Source organism: Mucilaginibacter sp. P4_D1 (assembly GCF_056401935.1).
Map to the genome: position 1 here is coordinate 396,609 of NZ_JBFUIJ010000001.1, position 19,677 is coordinate 416,285.

The 19,677-nt window shown below is 44.2% G+C and carries 17 protein-coding genes; 10 read left to right on the forward strand and 7 right to left on the reverse strand.

Annotation, left to right across the window (positions count from 1 at the left end; genetic code table 11):
• Nucleotides 1–272 precede the first annotated feature (272 nt).
• From AC1DV1_RS01625 to AC1DV1_RS01645, 5 genes are all read left to right on the forward strand, one after another.
• Entirely contained in the window at nucleotides 273–2,648 is a 2,376-nt protein-coding gene (locus AC1DV1_RS01625; protein ID WP_477354217.1) for a beta-L-arabinofuranosidase domain-containing protein, read from the forward strand.
• A gap of 3 nt (nucleotides 2,649–2,651) precedes the next feature.
• The gene (locus tag AC1DV1_RS01630) at nucleotides 2,652–5,057 is read left to right on the forward strand and encodes a glycoside hydrolase family 127 protein (RefSeq protein ID WP_477354220.1); all 2,406 of its coding nucleotides are present in this window, start codon (nucleotides 2,652–2,654) and stop codon (nucleotides 5,055–5,057) included.
• A 202-nt stretch (nucleotides 5,058–5,259) separates the two neighbouring features.
• Nucleotides 5,260–5,862: a hypothetical protein gene (locus tag AC1DV1_RS01635; protein ID WP_477354223.1), complete on the forward strand. Its 603-nt coding sequence runs from the start codon at nucleotides 5,260–5,262 to the stop codon at nucleotides 5,860–5,862.
• A gap of 83 nt (nucleotides 5,863–5,945) precedes the next feature.
• On the forward strand, nucleotides 5,946–6,548 hold the full coding sequence (locus AC1DV1_RS01640) for a DUF1684 domain-containing protein (protein ID WP_477354226.1): 603 nt from the start codon (nucleotides 5,946–5,948) through the stop codon (nucleotides 6,546–6,548).
• Nucleotides 6,549–6,571: 23 nt separating this feature from the next.
• Nucleotides 6,572–7,732: a M20 aminoacylase family protein gene (locus tag AC1DV1_RS01645; RefSeq protein ID WP_477354229.1), complete on the forward strand. Its 1,161-nt coding sequence runs from the start codon at nucleotides 6,572–6,574 to the stop codon at nucleotides 7,730–7,732.
• A gap of 74 nt (nucleotides 7,733–7,806) precedes the next feature.
• On the opposite strand, the gene AC1DV1_RS01650 is transcribed toward AC1DV1_RS01645, so the two are convergent.
• Together AC1DV1_RS01650 and AC1DV1_RS01655 are read right to left on the reverse strand one after the other, a co-directional pair.
• Entirely contained in the window at nucleotides 7,807–8,436 is a 630-nt protein-coding gene (locus AC1DV1_RS01650) for an alpha/beta hydrolase (RefSeq protein ID WP_477354232.1), read from the reverse strand.
• Between the two features lie 2 nt (nucleotides 8,437–8,438).
• Entirely contained in the window at nucleotides 8,439–9,374 is a 936-nt protein-coding gene (locus tag AC1DV1_RS01655) for a ring-cleaving dioxygenase (protein WP_477354235.1), read from the reverse strand.
• Between the two features lie 301 nt (nucleotides 9,375–9,675).
• Between AC1DV1_RS01655 and AC1DV1_RS01660 the strand changes: the two genes are divergently transcribed.
• Nucleotides 9,676–10,248, forward strand: coding sequence for a GNAT family N-acetyltransferase (locus AC1DV1_RS01660; RefSeq protein WP_477354238.1), 573 nt, complete (start codon nucleotides 9,676–9,678; stop codon nucleotides 10,246–10,248).
• 4 nt (nucleotides 10,249–10,252) lie between these two features.
• Here AC1DV1_RS01660 and AC1DV1_RS01665 read toward each other — a convergent pair whose 3' ends face one another.
• Genes AC1DV1_RS01665 through AC1DV1_RS01680 form a run of 4 tightly spaced genes read right to left on the reverse strand, consistent with a single transcriptional unit; the run spans nucleotide 10,253 to nucleotide 12,973 of the window.
• The gene (locus AC1DV1_RS01665) at nucleotides 10,253–11,056 is read right to left on the reverse strand and encodes an MBL fold metallo-hydrolase (protein WP_477354242.1); all 804 of its coding nucleotides are present in this window, start codon (nucleotides 11,054–11,056) and stop codon (nucleotides 10,253–10,255) included.
• Between the two features lie 5 nt (nucleotides 11,057–11,061).
• The gene (locus tag AC1DV1_RS01670) at nucleotides 11,062–11,520 is read right to left on the reverse strand and encodes a DUF6438 domain-containing protein (protein ID WP_477354245.1); all 459 of its coding nucleotides are present in this window, start codon (nucleotides 11,518–11,520) and stop codon (nucleotides 11,062–11,064) included.
• 58 nt (nucleotides 11,521–11,578) lie between these two features.
• Nucleotides 11,579–11,800 carry a YdeI/OmpD-associated family protein gene (locus AC1DV1_RS01675; protein ID WP_477354248.1) on the reverse strand — a complete coding sequence of 74 codons (222 nt, stop codon included), beginning with the start codon at nucleotides 11,798–11,800 and terminating at the stop codon, nucleotides 11,579–11,581.
• A 30-nt stretch (nucleotides 11,801–11,830) separates the two neighbouring features.
• The gene (locus AC1DV1_RS01680; protein ID WP_477354251.1) at nucleotides 11,831–12,973 is read right to left on the reverse strand and encodes a carboxypeptidase-like regulatory domain-containing protein; all 1,143 of its coding nucleotides are present in this window, start codon (nucleotides 12,971–12,973) and stop codon (nucleotides 11,831–11,833) included.
• Between the two features lie 174 nt (nucleotides 12,974–13,147).
• Between AC1DV1_RS01680 and AC1DV1_RS01685 the strand changes: the two genes are divergently transcribed.
• The 4 genes from AC1DV1_RS01685 (at nucleotide 13,148) to AC1DV1_RS01700 (ending at nucleotide 18,166) form a co-directional block, all read left to right on the forward strand.
• Entirely contained in the window at nucleotides 13,148–15,577 is a 2,430-nt protein-coding gene (locus AC1DV1_RS01685; protein ID WP_477354254.1) for a TonB-dependent receptor domain-containing protein, read from the forward strand.
• A 198-nt stretch (nucleotides 15,578–15,775) separates the two neighbouring features.
• On the forward strand, nucleotides 15,776–16,972 hold the full coding sequence (locus AC1DV1_RS01690) for an MFS transporter (RefSeq protein WP_477354257.1): 1,197 nt from the start codon (nucleotides 15,776–15,778) through the stop codon (nucleotides 16,970–16,972).
• A 407-nt stretch (nucleotides 16,973–17,379) separates the two neighbouring features.
• Nucleotides 17,380–17,721, forward strand: a complete 342-nt coding sequence (locus AC1DV1_RS01695) for an ArsR/SmtB family transcription factor (RefSeq protein WP_477354260.1) — start codon at nucleotides 17,380–17,382, stop codon at nucleotides 17,719–17,721.
• Nucleotides 17,702–18,166 carry an SRPBCC family protein gene (locus AC1DV1_RS01700; RefSeq protein WP_477354263.1) on the forward strand — a complete coding sequence of 155 codons (465 nt, stop codon included), beginning with the start codon at nucleotides 17,702–17,704 and terminating at the stop codon, nucleotides 18,164–18,166. Before AC1DV1_RS01695 ends, AC1DV1_RS01700 begins: the two co-directional genes overlap by 20 nt.
• A gap of 139 nt (nucleotides 18,167–18,305) precedes the next feature.
• On the opposite strand, the gene AC1DV1_RS01705 is transcribed toward AC1DV1_RS01700, so the two are convergent.
• Nucleotides 18,306–19,223, reverse strand: coding sequence for a helix-turn-helix domain-containing protein (locus tag AC1DV1_RS01705; RefSeq protein ID WP_477354266.1), 918 nt, complete (start codon nucleotides 19,221–19,223; stop codon nucleotides 18,306–18,308).
• Between the last annotated feature and the right edge of the window lie 454 nt (nucleotides 19,224–19,677).

The following is a 19,677-nucleotide window of genomic DNA, read 5'->3' on the forward strand; positions in this document are numbered from 1 at the left end:
TCTATTTGCCCCCAACACTGCATTTTTTACAAAATTTTGCCAAAGCTGCCCATATATTAACTCTCTTGTTACAATGGCATTAATAAATTGTAATTATTGCATAAAGCCCGCCAATTAAGGCTATTTTCTATTAACATTAATAACCCCCCCCCAAAAAAAATGTCAACGCCACATAAAAAGGGCTAATATCCGGCTAAAACCTGCCAATTATTATCCATAAACATTCATTTCATCCCGGTAATTTTATAAATTGAATTTATAGTATTAACCTTATGCTAATGTTTGTAAACAAGTATTTTAAAATAAGCTGCTGCGCTGTTGCCTGTTTTATTGCTGCCGAAAAAACGCAGGCACAATCTTATGTGCCCGAATGGAACGATACGCGCTTTAAAGTAAAACCTATTGTCCCGGTTAAAGCCTATAGCTTTGACTTAAAGGATGTACAACTTTTAGAAAGTCCCTTTAAAAAGGCTATGCAGGTTGATGCTGCTTATTTATTAACTATAGAGCCCGATCGTTTACTTTCAGGCTTCCGCTCGCACTCGGGCTTACAGCCTAAAGGGAAGATATACGATGGCTGGGAAAACTCGGGCCTGGCCGGGCATACTTTGGGGCACTACCTATCGGCCATTGCCATGCACTACGCATCAACCCGCGACCCGGAGTTTTTAAAACGGTCAAATTATATAGTTAGCCAGTTGAACGAATGCCAGGTGGCGCGTAAAACCGGTTATGTTGGCGCTATACCTAAAGAAGATACCATTTGGGCCGAAGTAGCTAAAGGCGATATCCGCTCGCGTGGGTTTGATTTAAATGGCGGCTGGTCGCCGTGGTATACGGTACATAAGGTTATGGCCGGGCTTTTGGATGCCTATTTATATACCAACAATACACAGGCGCTTAAAATATGCCAGGGCATGGCCAACTGGACAGGCCAGACCATCAAAAACCTCGACGACGACAAGCTGCAAAAAATGCTGCTTTGCGAGTATGGCGGCATGGCCGAAACCCTGACTAACTTATACGCCATAACCGGCGACAAAAAATACCTCGATCTATCGTACAAGTTTTACGACAAGCGCATATTAGATCCGCTTGCCCAAAAGAACGATATATTGCCAGGTAAGCACTCTAACACCCAGATACCTAAAATAATAGCCAGCGCCCGCAGGTATGAGCTTACCGGCGATGTAAAGGATAAAGCCATAGCCGATTTCTTTTGGGAAACCGTTACCGGCTTTCACTCTTACGCAACCGGCGGCAACAGTAACTACGAATACCTTACCGAGCCGGGTAAACTAAATGACAAGCTTACCGAAAACACTACCGAAACCTGTAACACCTATAATATGCTAAAGCTTACCCGCCATTTATTTGCGGTTGAGCCTTCGGCAAGGTTGATGGATTATTACGAAAAGGGTTTGTACAACCACATCCTGGCATCGCAAAACCACGAAACAGGCGGGGTATGTTATTTTGTGCCGCTGCGCATGGGCGGTAAAAAAAGCTACAGTACCCCCTTTGATGATTTTACCTGCTGCGTAGGCTCGGGCATGGAAAACCATGTAAAGTATAACGAAAGCATTTACTTTAGGGGAGCCGATGGCAGTGTTTATATCAACCTGTTCATTCCGTCGGTATTAAGCTGGAAACAGAAAGGCCTGAGCATTAAACAGGAAGGCAATTTGCCTTCGGCCGATCAAATGGCCTATACCATCACCCTTACAAAACCAACTACATTTGCTATCCGCATCCGCAAGCCCAAATGGGCACATAATCCCACTATCAGCATCAACGGAAAAACACAACAGTTTGCCGCCGACGCGGAAGGTTATTTTGTATTGAACCGTAAATGGGTTAACAACGATAAAATAACATTTACCACTCCCGAGAATTTATATACCGAGGCCATGCCCGATAATGCCAACAGGCGCGCCATATTTTATGGCCCGGTATTATTAGCTGGCGTTTTAGGTAACACCGAACCCGACCCATTAAAGGGGGTACCTGTTTTTGTAACCAGCGAAACCGATCCCAACAAATGGCTGCAAATGGTTGATAAAACGCAGTTAAGCTTCCGTACCGACAACGTTTCAAAACCCGGCGAAGTAAAGCTGATGCCCTTTAACCAAACGAAGGATGAATATTACTCGGTTTATTGGGATGTATTTACACCGGATGCCTGGGTAGTACAGCAAAAAGCTTATGATGAGCAAAAGAAAAAGCAACAGGAGCTGGAAGCCCACACTACCGATGTTTTACGCATAGGCGAAATGCAGCCCGAGCGCGACCATAATTTTGCCGGCGAAAACACTACCACCGGCGAGGACCATCAAAAGAAATGGCGGTCGACAGAGAACGGTGGCTATTTTACCTTTGATATGAAGGTTGATGCAAGTGTCCAAAACACACTCATTAACACCTATTGGGGCATGGATAACCGCGGCCGCACATTTGACATTATGATAGATGGCACAAAAGTAGCAACCGAGGATTTAAACAAGTATAAAGAGAGCCGTTTTTACGATATCAGTTACCTGATCCCCATCGAGTTAACCAAAGGCAAGCAAAAAGTAAGCGTTAAATTATTACCTAAAAAAGATAACAGTGCCGGCCCGGTATATGGCAGCCGCATGGTAAAAAACTAAAATATGATGACCCGTAAAATTAAAATAGCCGGCCTGCTTTCGGCATCGGTATTAGGTTTAAGCAGCAACTTATTTGCCCAGCAAAAAGATTATCCTATTCAACCTGTAGCATTTACCAGTGTGCACGTAAACGATAAATTCTGGGAGCCTAAAATGACTGTAAATGCCAATGTAACTATCCCTTACGTACTTGCGCAGTGCAAAAAGAATGGCCGAATGGACAACTTTTTACGCGCCGCCAAACAATTGGATGGCGATAAGTTAAGCGAATTCCCATTTGATGATACCGATGTGTATAAAGCCATCGAAGGAGCATCATATTCCATGCAAAATAAAAAGAACCCTGCGCTGGATAGGTACATCGATACCCTCATTGGCATTATTGGGGCCGCACAGGAGCCTGATGGTTACCTATATACCTTCCGCACCGTAAACGCCAAAAAACCACACGAGTGGATAGGCGACAAACGCTGGGTGAACGAAGAGGTGCTGAGCCACGAACTGTATGATTGCGGGCACCTGTACGAAGCCGCCGTTGCCCATTACCAGGCCACCGGCAAACGTACTTTGCTTAATATCGCGATAAAAAACGCCGATTTGCTGGTAAAAACCTTTGGACCCGGTAAAATTGAAGAGTACCCCGGCCACCAGATTGTGGAAATAGGCCTATCCAAGATGTACCGCGTTACCGGTAAAAAAGAATACCTTGACCTGGCCAAATTCTTTTTGGATGTACGCGGCCCCAAAGGCGATTCATACAATCAGGCCAATAAAAAAGTGGTTGACCAGCACGAGGCCGAAGGCCACGCTGTACGAGCGGCCTACATGTATACCGGCATGGCCGATATTGCAGCCTTAACCGGCGATACCAAATACCTGAGCGCCATTGATGATATCTGGGGCGATGTGGTTAACAAAAAATTGTACATAACCGGCGGTATTGGCGCAACCGGCAACGGCGAAGCTTTTGGCGATGCTTACCAGTTGCCCAACATGTCGGCCTATGCCGAAACCTGTGCGGCCATTGGCAATGTTTACTGGAACAACCGCATGTTTTTACTGCACGGCGATGCTAAATATATTGATGTGCTGGAGCGTACGCTGTACAACGGCCTGCTTTCGGGCGTTTCGCTTAGTGGCGACCGCTTTTTTTACCCCAACCCGCTGGCATCCATGAACCAGCACCAGCGCAGCGCCTGGATAAGTTGCGCCTGTTGCATCAGTAACATGACACGCTTTTTGCCATCGTTACCGGGCTATGTATATGCCAAAAACAAAAACGACCTGTATGTTAACCTGTTCATGAGCAACACAAGCAATATTAAACTAACATCGGGCAATGTAAACATTGTGCAAACAACTGATTACCCCTGGAAAGGCAAAGTTGATATTACCGTTAACCCGGTAAAAACAATAGCATTTACCCTAAGGATACGCATCCCCGGATGGGCTAAACAGCAGCCTGTTCCCGGCGATTTATATTCGTTTATGAATAAAGTACAGCTGCCTGTCGTGTTATCTCTCAATGGCAAAGCAACCTCATTTGTAACCGAAAAAGGTTACGCCGTACTAAAACGCAGCTGGAAAAAAGGCGATAAGGTAAGCCTTAACCTGCCTATGGAAACCGAAAAGGTGTTAGCCAACCAAAAAGTAAAAGATGACCGGGACCGTTTTGCCTTCGAGCGCGGCCCTATTGTTTATTGCCTGGAAGGTCCGGATAACCGCGATAGCCTGGTACAAAACATCATGATAGATAAAAACGCCATAGCAAACGCCAATTACCAGGCCGACCTGTTAAACGGTGTAGATGTAATTAACGCCGATGGCAAAAGCACCAAGAGACAGCTCAACAGCAATAAGCTTACCGAAACCAGCCAGCAGGTAAAAGCCATTCCCTACTATGCCTGGGCTAACCGCGGGCCAAGCGAAATGACGGTTTGGATCCCTTACGAGGCATCAGCATCCAGACCGCAACCGGCACCTACCATTGCAAGTACCAGTAAAGTAAGTGCATCATTAAAAAATAAAAAGATGTTTGCATCTATCAAAGACCAGTATGAACCGGCCAGCTCCAACGATAACAGCTTCCCCTTTATGCATTGGTGGCCCGCTAAGGATACCACTGAATTTGTACAGTACGATTTTGACGCGGCGCATACCGTAAGCGAATCAAAAGTGTATTGGTTTGATGATGGACCATGGGGCGGTTGCCGTATCCCGGCATCGTACAAAATATTGTATAAAAAAGATGGGCAATGGGTGCCGGTAAAAAACACAACGCCTTATACCATTGGCAAAGATAACTTTAACACGGTAAGTTTTGAGCCGGTAAATACTACCGCTTTGCGGATGGAAATCCAGCTTCCTGTTGATAACTCGGCCGGTATTCATGAATGGGCCGTAAAATAAAGCTGCATAATATTTCAGACATTTTTTTAACCGGTAGGAAATTTTTGTACTTAAAACAGAACGGAGCGATTGTAAATAGTTGCAATGTTCTGTTTTTGTTGCACACTTTATTTACAATTTAATCAAAAATTAACCAAAATAACGTGCCGATTAAAATTCGGTATCAAACTTGTCTCTCCATCAATACGCAAGGTGGAGAGATATGGAAAAAAGAATTTACCATAAGGCTATTTCAGGGATCAAAATAGCCCTATTTATCATTATAAGCTGCCAGTGGTTTATGGCAAATGCCCAGTCGCTTAAAACGGGCTCCATAACGTACTTAACATTAAATAACGGCCCCGGCAACAATGTTGTTTTAGGCGCTGATATTAAGGACCTCCAAACAGCTAACTTATCCTACCTTGATGGCGATGGCCGTGTTGATGCCGACAGTTGCTTAAAATATGCTTATAATGACCCCAATGTGTTGACTTTGGGCGATAGCTTAAACCTTGACATGGTAGGCATCCGCGCTTATAAAGATAAGGTTGTGAATATTTACTTGTTTTTTAAAATAACGGATGCGTATAAAGTTTTACAAAAATTCATCAGCATGTATGGCCAGTTTACCGACAAGCCCGATAACTACTCAGATATTTATAACTGGAATTCGAGCCTGCTAACTCTTTCGTTACGGTACCAGTACAAGGCCGACCTTGGGGTTGCCATATTTACCAGCAAAACGGTGCAAAACGAAATAGCCGCCGATAAACAAAAAGCAACAACCGGGGATTACAGCCAGGCATTATCCCTCAATAATTAAACTGCTTCTTTCATTTCATTCGGTATTAAGTATTGTAATTTTATATATTGCCGCTAACTATTAAGGCAATGATATACACACTTATGAGATACCTCCTGATCCTGCTTTTTATGACCGGCCTCAACTGTTTTGCGCAGGACTATAAAGCGCAAATAGACCAGTTTCGCCAGGGTTATATGAACGATTTTTTGACCGATACCCACTCGCCATTAAAAAAGGACGACCTTAAAAACCTGCGCTTTTACGATGCCGACAGCACTTACCGGGTTACCTGTAAAGTAACGCTGCTAAGCAACGAAACCAATTTTGTGATGCCCGTTTTTCATGGAACAGGCAGCCAGTACGTTAAATATGCCCTGCTGAAATTCATATTGCAGGGCAAGCCGATGGAACTTACGGTTTACAAAAGTATTTACCTGTCGCAAAATCCTATGTTCAGCAATTATTTGTTCCTGCCCTTTACCGATGATACCAACGGACAGGAAACTTATGGCGGCGGCCGGTACATCGATCTTAAGACAACTGATTTTAAAGGTGCTGCGCTGGTTGTCGATTTTAATAAAGCCTATAATCCATATTGCGCATTCAGTCCCAATTACTCCTGCCCTAAACCGCCCGATGAAAACCGGCTAACTTTAGCCGTAAAAGCCGGCGAAAAGCAGTTTGCGGGCGGCGTAAATCATTAACCTGCATTCATCAACGTCAAAAAATGAGCAGCTTAAATATGCAGGCATTGCGTACAGAAATGTGTTACTGGCGACGGGATCTACACCAATACCCCGAATTTGGTTTTGAAGAACAACAAACCGCTGCCTTTATAGCTGCCAAGCTGCGCGAATTTGGCCTGGACGACGTAACCGAAGGCATAGGCAGCACCGGTGTAGTTGGTACGCTAAAAAAAGGAACCGGTACAACATCGATAGCGTTGCGTGCCGATATGGATGCGCTGCGCATAACCGAGCAAGGCAATTATCCCTACAAATCAAAGAACGATGGCGTAATGCATGCCTGCGGACACGATGGGCACACCACTATGCTTTTAGGCGCTGCCAAATGGCTGGCAACCGAAAGCACGTTTAACGGCACCATATATTTCATTTTTCAACCAGCCGAAGAATGGGGCCAGGGGGCGCTGGCCATGCTTAACGATGGCCTGCTGCAACGCTTTCCGTTTGATGCTGTTTATGGCATCCACAACTGGCCGGGCTTGCCGGTTGGGCATTTTGCCACCTGCGCGGGGCCGCTTATGGGGGCCGAAGACCTTTTTGAAATTACACTGACCGGCCTTGGCGGCCATGCATCGCGCCCGCATACGGGGCGCGAGGTTCTGGTAGCAGCCAGCTCGCTGGTGATGGATTTGCAAACTATCGTTTCCCGGCGGGTAAACCCTGCCGATATAGCCGTTGTATCTGTCACCGAATTTATTACGAACGGCACCCGCAATGCTTTACCTGGCCAGGTAATATTAAAAGGCGACGCCCGCAGCTTTTTGCCCGAAGTGAGCCAAACCATCCAAACCGAAATGAGGCGGTTGGCAGCCGGTACCGCATTGGCTTATGATAGCATCGTGGAGGTAAAATACTCCCACGAATTTATCCCGCTTATTAACGATGACCATTGCACAAAAGCGGCGTTACGAGCAGCCGCCAGAATATTTGATCCGGGTAATATTGATAGCAGCTTTAAACCGGTAACGGTATCTGAAGATTTCGCGCAGTTTTTAAAGCATGTACCTGGCAATTTTGCCTTGATTGGCAATGGCGAAAAGTCGATGCCGCTGCATCACCCGGCTTATGATTTTAATGACGAAGCTTTAATTTATGGTGCAGAATATTTTATAGCCCTGGCCGAATCGGTATTGATTGCATAGATAAGGCTTGGTTATAGCCATGTCGCTAAACTTCCGATGTATTAAACACGGAAGTTTAACGGAGCTATTAACTATCAATAATTATTTAATACCAGCTGGTTGGCCAGGTCAATCTCCTGTTGGGTGATGGTATGCGGCCGGTCGGGGTATACTTTAAGGGTTACATCAGCACCGAGATTTTTGATGATGGCAACACTTTCCTCAACCCTTGTTAATGGTACATGCGGGTCGGGGTTACCGGTGGTTATCAGTACGGGTGTCCCGTTAAAATTACCCTGGTAGTTATTAAGGTCGAGGACCTCGCCTATCAGGCCGCCGGTGAACGCCATGGCACCGCCATATGTTTTGGCATGGCGGGTAATATAGTCCAGCGTTAAACAGGCCCCCTGCGAAAATCCGAGGAAATAAATTTTTTCTTCGGAGATGCCGTCAGTTTTAATCTGTTGCACCAGTTGATCTATTGTATCCAAAGCCGAGTTTAAAGCCGGCTGGTTCATTTTATCACCTGCCATAAAGCTGTAGGGGTACCAGCTATTATTGGTTGCCTGCGGGGCGTAAATGGCCATACCCTGCACATTTAAGCTATCGGCCAGGCTGGCAATGTTTTGGGCAGTGCCGCCACGGCCGTGAATCATGACCAGGGCGGCCCCGGCTTCGGTTGCCGGGGTGCCTGTGGTTATATAGTTTTTTTGATGTGCGTACATGATCAATATAATTGAGGTAATGTTTTCTCTAAAGTGCTGCGGAACCTTTCGTGTTGAGCAGGCAATTTTAAATGGGTACCCAATTCGTCAACCGGTTCGTCAACAGCAAAACCGGGATTATCGGTAGCCAATTCAAACAATACACCACCTGGTTCGCGGAAGTACAGCGAGTAAAAATAGTTCCTGTCTATTTTATCGGTGATATGCAAACCAAGGGCGGCAATTTTCTCGCGGTATTGCATCAACACCTCCTCGTTTTTAACGCGGAATGCAACGTGGTGAACCGATCCGCCGGCTACATGGCCAGCAACTTCGCCGGCAACCTCAACCAGGTCAACAATGGCGGCATTTTCAACTGCATCGGTAATAAAGCGGTAACGGTTTACGTGCTGCTCCAGTAAACGGTAGCCAAACACACCGGTTAAAATATCGGCAGTAGGCTGCATTTTATTGGTTGTAATGGTTACGCTGTGGAAACCTTTGGTGGCGTTTTCGGCCTTAACATCTGTAGTTTCCCATGGCAAACGGTTATCGGCAGTTTTTGAAGCTATCAGTTCCAGTTTTAAGCCGTCGGGATCTAAAACGGTAAGGTATGGCTCACCAAATTTTTCGGATACCTTGTTATATATGATATTGTTGGCATCAAAACGTTTCAGCCAAAAATCAAAACTGTTTTCAGGAACCGAGTAACCAATTTCGGTAGCCTGGCGTGCACCCCTGCGACCTGCAGTAATACCTTCCCAGGGGAAAAAAGTAAGGATAGTACCGGGCGTACCTTCTTTATCGCCATAATATAAATGGTAAGTTTCAGGATCGTCGAAGTTTACTGTTTTTTTAACCAGGCGTAAACCCAGTACATTGGCATAAAAATTATAATTGCGTTTGGCATTGCCTGCTATTGCTGTAATGTGGTGAATGCCGTTTACTGTATTTTCCATGATGTCGATTATTTTATGAGTTGCTGTTTTATTTACATCAAAAGTACGGTGACATTGGTTGGGGAAACTTGACCTACAACAAGAAATGAAAAGGTGCGCATTTTTTCCGTAGAGACGCATAATTGCGCCTCCCGCGTTCAGGTAAACGCCCTGCAATTATTTTAGTTCCCGAGAGAAGAATCGCACTTTCCCTCCCTTTTTTAACACAAAGGCAAATGTGATTTATATAACAAATATATTTATATAAGATGTTCACTCAAGCATATTACTGTACGGTGGTTATATTAACTAACTTTACGATATGATAAGGTCCGCAACAGCCGCAGACGCACCCACGCTAAGCCAACTCATTATCCTTGCCATGGGTGAACTCGCGCCGAAATTTGTAAATGGTAGGGATGTAAACGAGGCCGGTTCCCTTTTTGAGCTGTTCGCCGGTAAAACAGGCAATCAATACAGTTATGAAAATGCTTTAGTTTACCAGGATGAATCCGGCCTTTGCGGCATGATCATCGGTTATGATGGTGCTAAACTGGCCGCATTAAGGGGGCCGTTTTTGCAATACATTAAAGCAACTTACGGCTTTGAACAACCGGTGGAAGACGAAACCCAGCCCGGCGAATATTATATTGATTGCCTAAGCGTATTCCCCGGTCACCAGGGTAAGGGGATAGGCAAAAAGCTCATTAAAGCATTTGCCGAATATGCAGCTGATAAAGGGTATTTCACCACAGGCCTGCTGGTTAGCAAAAATAACCCCAAGGCAAAATCTATGTATACCAGCCTGGGTTTTACGGTGGTGGACGAGCGGCTTTTTGTGGGCGATATGTACGAGCGCCTGCAATATCGGTTTCAAAAAACAAGACTGGTTTAAAACATTATTCTTCAAAAATGCGCAGGTATCTGTTTACCGAAAAATCCATCACCGCCATAGCGTCTTTTAAAATATAACGACCAAAAGCACCATACATGGCTTGATATTTAAGGTGACTGATGGATTGCTGTATTTGCAAAATATCCTTTTTGGGCAGTGGGATAAGATTGGGATAGCTATACATAAATGATACCGATTTAAGGTCGGGACTTACCTGTATCACATCGCCAACTAACAATAAGCCGTCATTTTGCGGGCTGTACAAAACGCTGCCTCCGGGGAAGTGACCGCCGCTGCGTATCAATTTAATATCGTCCCACAAGGTAATTTCCTGCTCATCCCATAAATGTAATGGTGCATCCTTCCGGCAAAGCCACTCTTCATCCAGTGCATTAATGTAAACAGGTGCATCGCCAAAGGCTTTACTCCACTCCACTATCGTGGTAAAATAGTGCGGGTGCGATAGGGCGATGGCTTTGATGCCGCCAAGTTTATTCACTTCGGCAATAGTTTCCTGGTCAATATTGCTGATGCAATCCCATAAAATATTACCGTTTGGAGTTATCAGCAGGTGGGCACGCTGCCCTATACCAAAAGCGGGCCCGGTATAAATGGCATACAAATTTGGGGCAACCTGCTCAATTACGTTTTTATAGCGCTGATTTAAACCGGTAAGCGTTATCCAGCTTTGTCCCTTTGGGTTTACATACTGGCGGTCGTCTTCGCAAATTTTGCAGGCTAATGGCGGCGTGGCCGATGGAGGGTATTGTACGCCGCAGGTGGTGCAGATGTGGGGTATAAGTGGCATATTGGTCAGAGCTTGTAAATTATTTTATATAAGTCCTGCAAAGGATATTCTCCCTGTAATCCATAATCTTCAATTACAATTTTGTCTGTAGCGGTATAAAACGTTATTATCGATTTGGGCTGATCTGGAACGCTAACAGAATATTTATTTTTCAATTTTTTTAAATCAGTATGCTTGAGTATCCTGTCAATTTGTTGCATGTCGTTTTTATTTAACGAATAAGTAGAATCTTTGTACTTAGAGTTATCGTAGGTTTTTTTACAGCTACTTGAATTATTTGCCAGGTTTATCAGGCAATGGATTGACGGATACCATTCTGATTCTACCCCAAAATTGCTCAGATCTGATTCGATTTTAACAAAGGAACCGTTCTCAACTGACTTTTGTTGGCAACTGAATGTGAGGGCAATGATACATAGAGTAATAAAAAGGCCGCACCTTAACCAGGATCCCAAATACCACATTTGTTAATCTTTAAAGATGTTAATGGTTTTTAAACAGATTATCAAGGATGATCGCATCTTAAGTCTTCAACGTTTTTTGCTTATTCCGAAGCATGATCATTGCCTTATCGGCCCTCACTTTGCGTGTATCTTCCTGCTTTGCCGAGCCTACCCAATCGCAGTAACCCTGCTTGTATGATTTAGATAGGCTTTCAAAAAACTCCATAGCCTCGGGTTCCTGGTTAAGCAGTACCTGTAGCTCGGTTGGGGTACCTTCAATGTGTTCGCCTTTTTTTAACATTTTGGTTTATATAGAGATCTAAATATGGCTTTATTTTTCTTCCTTCCCAAATTCCAACGGCGTTAAATCGGCAATTTGTTCCCATCCCATAAAGCCTTCAAATAAAAGGCCATTGGTTGGGCTGTAATTGCCTTGGCTATCAATAGTTATGTTGTTTTCCAACAGGTTAACCATCGACATTTGCCCGTTAGGGAATTTTGCCCGTACGGGCCTCTCAATTTTAAATCCGCTGTTTTCAAACCCTGCGGGGTTGCGCTCTTTGGTGTAAACCACAAACAAGGCATCTTTAAACGTGAAGTTTTTTAAATTATCGGCAGCAGGCGTCACCAGCGAATCGACCGTTACTTGGTGGTCATCAAAGGTCATGCGGTTTTCATTGCTATATTTTGTGCCGATGGGCGGCTTATGCAGCAGTTTATAAATCTCGAAGCCGGCTTCATAAACCTTATCGTTATAAATGGCTTTCATCAAATTAATGATAGATCCGTTATAAGCTGTTTCCCTGTTCTTTTTCCATCGGGCTGCTTCCTTAACGGTTTTAGCGGGCATTTCTTCAAAAGACGGATAACCCTGGTACCGTAGAATATTATTGGTGTTATCGTACTCAAAATTGGTTAACAGGTATTTTATGCGATAGCCTAAGGCTTTATTTTGAATGATCAGGAACTCATCGGCGCTTGCCGTAAGCGTAAGGCTCTGCTTATCGTAGTGGAAAAATAATACTTTGGGATTCAAAATATCACAATCGCCGGCATTTGGGGTGGTACCCAGGAACCATTTTTTAAACTCCCGGTAATGCTCTTCCCAATTATTATCGGCAGTAATGATAACCTCTTTGAGTTTATTAGTATTGGTTTTTAAAACCAGGCCCAGTTGTACTGTGTGATTCTTAACAACAACCGGCATGGAAAGCGGCTCGAACCCAATCATTTTGGCCACCAAAACATACTGCCCCGGCGAAACATGATCAAGGTGAAATATACCATCATTATCGCAGGCTGTAATGGCTTTGGTACCCGTAAGGAAAACGGTTGCCCCCGGCAAAGGGCCGGTATCATCGCGTACGGTGCCTTTTATGGTGTAGGTTTCCTGGGCCTTTAAATGACTGCCGACAGCTAAAAATGTGAAGACCAGCAGGTATTTAAATTCCCTTAACGCGGGCAAAATTTTCATAGTGGAATTTACTAAAATAACCACGATACATTAGATATGCTAATTAGTTTCCCTTCTTATTTGTAATTAATCTAAATAAAAATAACTTTGCACAAAAAATAGCCCGGCACTTGGTCGCCAAACTTCATACCGAGCAAATAACAATCTGTTAAAATTTATTATTTAAGTAAAACTATGCATTTTACCCCTACCTGCCCCTCAACATCTATTAAATTCCGCCCCGTTTTATTAAAAGTCTTCAACGGTATAAAACTCGCCTCTTTATTTGCGCTCCTTATAATTTCTTGCCGGGTATCTGCCCAGGTTGCATCAAACGGAGCGGTAAAAGGAACAGTAAAAACAGCCGACGGTAAAGCCGCGGAATATGTAAATATTACCATTACCGAAACCAGCCAGGGCGAGGTTACCACGCAAAGTGGTCATTATATCATTAAAAATATTAAACCAGGCAACTACACATTGGTTGCCAGTTTTATTGGCCTGCAAACCCAAACCAGGCAGATAATCGTAACCGCCGGCGAAACCACTACTGTAAATTTTGTTTTGAGCGAAGGCGGGAAGCAATTGCAGGAGGTTTACATACAAAGCGCCAAGCACAACAAGTTTTTGAAAAAGGAAACCGAAGATGTTGCCCGCCTGCCCCTCAAAAACCTTGAGAACCCGCAAGTGTACAGTGTAGTTACCAGCGAACTGATGAAAGAGCAGGTGGTAACCAGTTATGTAGATGGATTTAAAAATATTCCGGGTACCGGCGTTCCGCTGGTATATAACAACGGGCGCACAACCTTGTTGTCGCGCGGTTTTGTAACCGGCAATTTTATCCGTAACAGTGTTGCCGGCTATAATTTTAACAGTATAGACCCGGCGGATATTGAAAAGATTGAGGCCATTAAAGGCCCCACCGGTACCTTATTTAACAGCAGCCTTGCATCGTTTGGCGGTTTGTTTAACCGGGTTACCAAACAACCCTTTGAAACCGCCCGCACCGAAATTGCCTACCAAACCGGTAGCTTTGACCTTAACAGGCTTACTGCCGATGTAAACCTGCCCCTAAATGCAGATAAAACCGTATTGTTTAGGGTTAATACCGCTTTGCATAACGAGCACAGCTTTCAGGATGCCGGTTTTAACCGCAGCTTTTTTGTGGCCCCCAGCATTACCTATATCGTAAACGATCGTTTATCGGTTGATTTAAATTTAGAAATAGGCAATTCAAATGCGACATCGGCCTACCGCCTGGCACCGGATACCAAAGGAAAGATTTATAATGTTAAAGACCTGGGGATTGACTACAAACGATCCTTCGCCAATAACAGTGTTGATTACCTGAGCAGGCAAATTGACGTTTACGGGCTGATAAAATACAAGATATCAGATAACTGGAAATCGCAGACCATGTTTAATAAAACCTACTCAAGCACCAAGGGGTTTGTTACCCTGTTAACCCTGGTTGATAGTGTAAAAAAGATAAAACAGCAGGCTACCAAAGAAGATTACCCGTACTACATAACCAACGTTCAGCAAAATTTTATAGGCGATTTTAAGATCGGTCAGTTCCGGAATCGTATTGTAGCTGGGGTGGAGTATTATAACCAAAAAAGCAATAATGCCAATGTTACCGTAACAATGCCCGCTATAAGCTACCTTGACCCGGGAGCGGCGTACAACAATTTTACTGCCGATAAACTTTCGGCACTGGTTGCGGCAGCTACGCCTAAAGCCAGCGATTACGTTCAGAATAACCAAAGCTCATATGCGGCCTATGTATCAGATGTGTTTAACATTACCGATAGGTTAAACGCCATGGCCAGCATCCGTATTGACAGGTTTGATAACAAAGGCGCTTATACGCCGGCCGATGGCAAAATAACGGGCAATTTTAAGCAAACGGCCTGGTCGCCCAAATTGGGTATGGTTTACGAACTGGTTAAAGGGCAGGTATCGTTATTTGGCAATTATATGAATGGGTTTAACAACGTAAGTGCCACCAGTTTTGATAATACCCCATTTAAGCCGCAATATGCCAACCAGTGGGAAGGCGGGATAAAAGTTGATGCCTGGGATCATAAAATCAGCTCGACAGTGAGTTACTACGATATTTCGGTAACCAATACCACCATGGACGACCCCGCGCACGCCGGCTTTTCGACCCAGGCAGGTACACAGCTAAGCAAAGGTATCGAAGCGGAGTTGATTGCCAATCCGTTTAAAGGCTTTAATATTGTTGCAGGCTTTGCCTATAATGATAGTAAAATAACAAACGCCGCCGCAGGTACCGGCCTGCAAGGTTTACGCCCGGCCAACGCCGGCCCCGCGCGTTTGGCAAACCTGTGGATGAGTTATCGTATTGTAAGCGGCGGGCTGCAGGGCCTGGGCGCCGGGGTAGGGGGCAACTACGGCAGCCAATCGTACCAAACCAATACACAAACATTTAAATTTGTTATCCCATCATATACTACCATTGATGCCACGGTATTTTACGATAAGCCTAAATACCGCATAGGCTTTAAGCTGGATAACCTGACCAACGAAAAATACTGGTCGTTCCGCCTGGCGCCTCAAAACCCAACCCGAGGAACGTTAAGCTTGAGTATTAAGTTTTAATGCTTTGAGGATGTGGGGCAAGTATTTAGTCGAAAGTCTTGAGTTTTAAGTCAAAAATGACAACTCAGACTTAGGACTTACGACTTAGACTTAACCTGAAAATGTTATATCAATGTAAAGTGTAAAAAATACACGATCTAAATTACCTTGCTGACTGTCATATCCTTAAATTTGCGTTATTATTAATATTGAATACGCATGGAGGCAGAAATTGGCACAGATACTACATCATCAAAGGTTAGCTTAACCATAATCGGTTTTGTAGCATTTACGTTTATCGCCTATGTGTCCATCGGGCTGTCGCTGGCTGTGCTGCCGGTATTTATCCATCAAAAACTGGGGTTTAGCGCTGTGGTAGCGGGCATCGTCATCAGCCTGCAGTATATCACTACCTTTTTATGCCGCATGTTTGCCGGTAACATGGTAGATAAACGGGGGCCAAAGCCTGCGGTTACCATGGGCATGGCTGCTTTTACCGTAAGCGGCGTAATGCTGCTTTTTGCCTGGCTGCTGCGCGATACGCCGCTGATAAGCCTGGGTATGCTGATAGTTACCCGGCTGGTAACCGGTATAGGCGAAGGCTTTGTAGGATCGAGCCCCATAAACTGGGCCATATTTGCCACCAGCGACGAGCACACAGCCAAAGCAATATCATTTAATGGTATTGCCAGCTACGGCGGTATCGCTGTGGGCGCGCCGCTTGGAGTTATCATCAGTAATAGTTTTGGTTTGGGCGCCATTAGTTTACTGATTGCGGTGCTTGCCTTTGGAGGTTTTTTATATGCCAAAAATAAAACGGCGTTGCAAGGCAGCAGTAAAGCGCCCCGCCAGGGCTTTTTGCAGGTGCTCAAAAAAGTATCACCGTACGGTATTGCTATGGGGCTTGGCGGCCTGGGTTTTGGTACTATTTCAACCTTTATAACGCTGTATTACATGGCGCTGAAATGGCAGGGAGCAGTATTGTGCCTGTCGGCCTTTAGTGGTATGTTTATTTTGGGGCGCTTGTTGTTTTCAAAAGCCATTAACAAATATGGTGGCATGAAAACAACCCTCGTTTGCCTTTCGGTAGAGGTGGTTGGTTTACTGGTGCTATGGCTGGCCCCTATGCCTTACCTGGCTGTAATAGGCGCGGGTATTGCCGGGCTTGGTTTTTCGCTGGTATTCCCGGCACTTGGTGTCGAGGCGGTTAAACTGGTGCCTGCATCTAACAAAGGGGCTGCGCTGAGCGGCTACAGCCTGTTTATCGATATGTCGTTGGGCTTAACCGGCCCACTGGTTGGTTTTGTGGCCAGCCAGTTCGGGTTGATGTATATTTTTCCGTTTAGCATGGCTATGGTAATGATAGGGTTGGGGATGGCACTGTGGCTTTATTATAGAAGTAGCTCCTATAAATAGTGTTCCCCAAAAGTCCATTTTAATTTTTGATGTCGAATATAACATTTCGATGAATTGCCAACTCCTAATTGCCTCTTATGCTATTGCTTCATGATTCTTTTAAACTTCATGGTGGCCGCCGCCACGGCTTCATTCATCAGGCCACCTAATATCCCCTTCGATAAAACTGGATTTTATCCAGCTTTTGTGAGTGCGCAGCAACCCATACGCCATTCAGCAATAAAAGTAAAATGAGTTTCCGGTACATTTTTAACGATAGTTAAAGATATGGTATTCAGCTAATTGTTTTCCTGGTAAAAAAATATTTTAACATATAACAGCCTGGTACAACGGGTGGAAACTTAAATAAAAAACATTTGCGCAAGTAAATACTTGCGTTTATATTTGCAAGTAAGTACTTGCAAATAATGAAAACCAGACGAGACGTTTACCAGGCCATAGCCGACCCTACGCGGAGAGCGATAATTAACATGATTGCTACGCAGCAGCATAATGTGAATACTATAGCCGCAAACTTTGATGTTACACGCCAGGCCATATCGTTGCATATCCAGATCCTGACCGATTGCGGCCTTATTACCGTTAAGCAACATGGACGCGACAGGTTTTGCGAAGCCCGCCTCGATCAGCTCGGCGAGGTATCGGCCTGGATAGACCAGTACCGCCAGCATTGGGAAAGTAAATTAGATAATCTTGAAAACTATGTAGTACAATTAAAAAATGAACGAAATGGAAAACACAAAAAGTAACACTGCCGACCGCGAATTACGCCTAACCCGAACATTGGATGCCCCGGTTGAACTGGTATGGGAAGTATGGACCCAGCCAGAGCATATTGCCAAATGGTGGGGCCCAAACGGTTTTACAAACACCATTAGTAAAATGGATGTTAAGCCCGAAGGCGAGTGGGACCTGGTAATGCATGGCCCCGACGGAACTGATTATAAAAACAAAAGCATATTCAAAGAGGTTATCCCGCTTAAAAAAATAGTATATGAACATGTAAGTAGCCCTAAGTTTGTTGCCACCATTGAGTTTGATGCAAAGGGCGAACAAACGGAGCTCAGCTGGCATATGCTGTTCGAGTCGCACGAGCAATTTATACAGGTTGTAAAAACCTTTAAAGCCGACGAAGGGCTGAAACAGAACTTGGAAAAACTGAACCAGTATGTAAAAGGTGTAAAACTGGGGTAGGTTGTATTTAGCCTGCGGATGACGTTGTGTGAGCGCTACGTTCCATTTTAGCGCAGATCTTGTGATCTCTTGTGCGAGGGCACTATAGGAAGAGGCAGCCTTTGCCCCTAAAGGCAGCCTCTCCCCATGTTACCGCCCGTTAATTGAACGATTGCCTGAACTCCAGCGGCGAAAAATGGGTTTTTGTTTTGAATAATTTGCTAAACGATTGGGGATGTTCGAACCCTAATTCGTAGGCAATTTCGCTTACTGATAAACTGGTAGTGGATAGTTTTTCTTTTGCCTTTTCTATCAGCTTATCGTGAATGTGCTGCTGGGTGCTTTGTCCTGTTAATATTTTTAATAAGCCGCTTAAGTAATTGGGCGATACATTTAGTGTTTCGGCAATGTAAGTAACTGTAGGCAGTCCTTTTTGTGCCAGGGCCTCGCTGCTAAAATAGGCGGCAAGAATAGCTTCCAAGCGATCAAGAACCTGGTGGTTAGCTATTTTACGGGTAATAAACTGGCGTTGATAGAACCGTTCGGAGTAGGTGAGCAATACTTCAATTTGAGCGATAATGATGTCCTGGCTAAACTTATCAATGTTTGAATGATATTCCTGCTGGATGTTTTGCATCATCGCTCCAATTATGTTTTCCTCCTTCTCCGACAGAAACAAGGCTTCTTTTACCGAATAATCAAAATACTCATAGCGCTTAATTGATTTAGCCAAAGGCGTGTTCCACAAAAAATCGGGATGAAATAATAACATCCACCCGGACTGATTTAATGCGGCATTCAAATCGGTCTCAATTTTTAACACCTGGCCGGGTGCCATAAAAAACATGATACCATCGTCAAAATCATAATCGTGCTGTCCGTATTTCATTCGCGCATTAAAATTTCTTTTTAATGCAACCGAATAAAAATCTTTTACCATGCTCATTTCGGCACCGGGTACCTGGGTAACGGTTTCTAAGTTTATAACGCTTATTAACGGATGCTCCGGCTTAGGCAAACCCCTGAACTGGTGAAATTCGCTGATTGTTTTAAACCGCCTGGGTTGCGTATTTGGCATATCACAATATACTTAATTTTAGTAAAAGGCAACGGCAATTTCCTAACTAATCATCTTCACCGCTCCTTATTTTGTCAGTTCAAAGATATGTATCCGAAGGTTCCATGGCGTAGTCAAATCTACTATTGTTGTAGCTGAATAATTAGCAGGGTCCAGTATAGGCCTGCGATTGGTGCGGTTCATGCTAACCAAGATGTATTTGTCTGCCCTACCGGTGTCATAAATGTACTATTCGCCGTAAAAAAACTCAGCACGCCACGTCATTTTACGCCGCCCGAAAACTGTTCTTGAGGGATAGGATGCTGGCATAAATAACTTTACATAGCATAGCAAGAGTCGTAGGTGTTGTATAATATATTGATAGTCAATTATATATATGATTTTTATATAATATGAAGTTCTTTTAAATCTTAGTGTAATTATTACACTAAGATGAATATTCTCATGCCAGGAA

Coding starts and splice junctions, on each gene's coding strand:
- AC1DV1_RS01625 (WP_477354217.1), top strand. CDS start 273: ATGCTAATGTTTGTAAACAAGTATTTTAAAATAAGCTGCTGCGCTGTT.
- AC1DV1_RS01630 (WP_477354220.1), top strand. CDS start 2,652: ATGATGACCCGTAAAATTAAAATAGCCGGCCTGCTTTCGGCATCGGTA.
- AC1DV1_RS01635 (WP_477354223.1), top strand. CDS start 5,260: ATGGAAAAAAGAATTTACCATAAGGCTATTTCAGGGATCAAAATAGCC.
- AC1DV1_RS01640 (WP_477354226.1), top strand. CDS start 5,946: ATGAGATACCTCCTGATCCTGCTTTTTATGACCGGCCTCAACTGTTTT.
- AC1DV1_RS01645 (WP_477354229.1), top strand. CDS start 6,572: ATGAGCAGCTTAAATATGCAGGCATTGCGTACAGAAATGTGTTACTGG.
- AC1DV1_RS01650 (WP_477354232.1), bottom strand. CDS start 8,436: ATGTACGCACATCAAAAAAACTATATAACCACAGGCACCCCGGCAACC.
- AC1DV1_RS01655 (WP_477354235.1), bottom strand. CDS start 9,374: ATGGAAAATACAGTAAACGGCATTCACCACATTACAGCAATAGCAGGC.
- AC1DV1_RS01660 (WP_477354238.1), top strand. CDS start 9,676: ATGATAAGGTCCGCAACAGCCGCAGACGCACCCACGCTAAGCCAACTC.
- AC1DV1_RS01665 (WP_477354242.1), bottom strand. CDS start 11,056: ATGCCACTTATACCCCACATCTGCACCACCTGCGGCGTACAATACCCT.
- AC1DV1_RS01670 (WP_477354245.1), bottom strand. CDS start 11,520: ATGTGGTATTTGGGATCCTGGTTAAGGTGCGGCCTTTTTATTACTCTA.
- AC1DV1_RS01675 (WP_477354248.1), bottom strand. CDS start 11,800: ATGTTAAAAAAAGGCGAACACATTGAAGGTACCCCAACCGAGCTACAG.
- AC1DV1_RS01680 (WP_477354251.1), bottom strand. CDS start 12,973: ATGAAAATTTTGCCCGCGTTAAGGGAATTTAAATACCTGCTGGTCTTC.
- AC1DV1_RS01685 (WP_477354254.1), top strand. CDS start 13,148: ATGCATTTTACCCCTACCTGCCCCTCAACATCTATTAAATTCCGCCCC.
- AC1DV1_RS01690 (WP_477354257.1), top strand. CDS start 15,776: ATGGAGGCAGAAATTGGCACAGATACTACATCATCAAAGGTTAGCTTA.
- AC1DV1_RS01695 (WP_477354260.1), top strand. CDS start 17,380: ATGAAAACCAGACGAGACGTTTACCAGGCCATAGCCGACCCTACGCGG.
- AC1DV1_RS01700 (WP_477354263.1), top strand. CDS start 17,702: ATGGAAAACACAAAAAGTAACACTGCCGACCGCGAATTACGCCTAACC.
- AC1DV1_RS01705 (WP_477354266.1), bottom strand. CDS start 19,223: ATGCCAAATACGCAACCCAGGCGGTTTAAAACAATCAGCGAATTTCAC.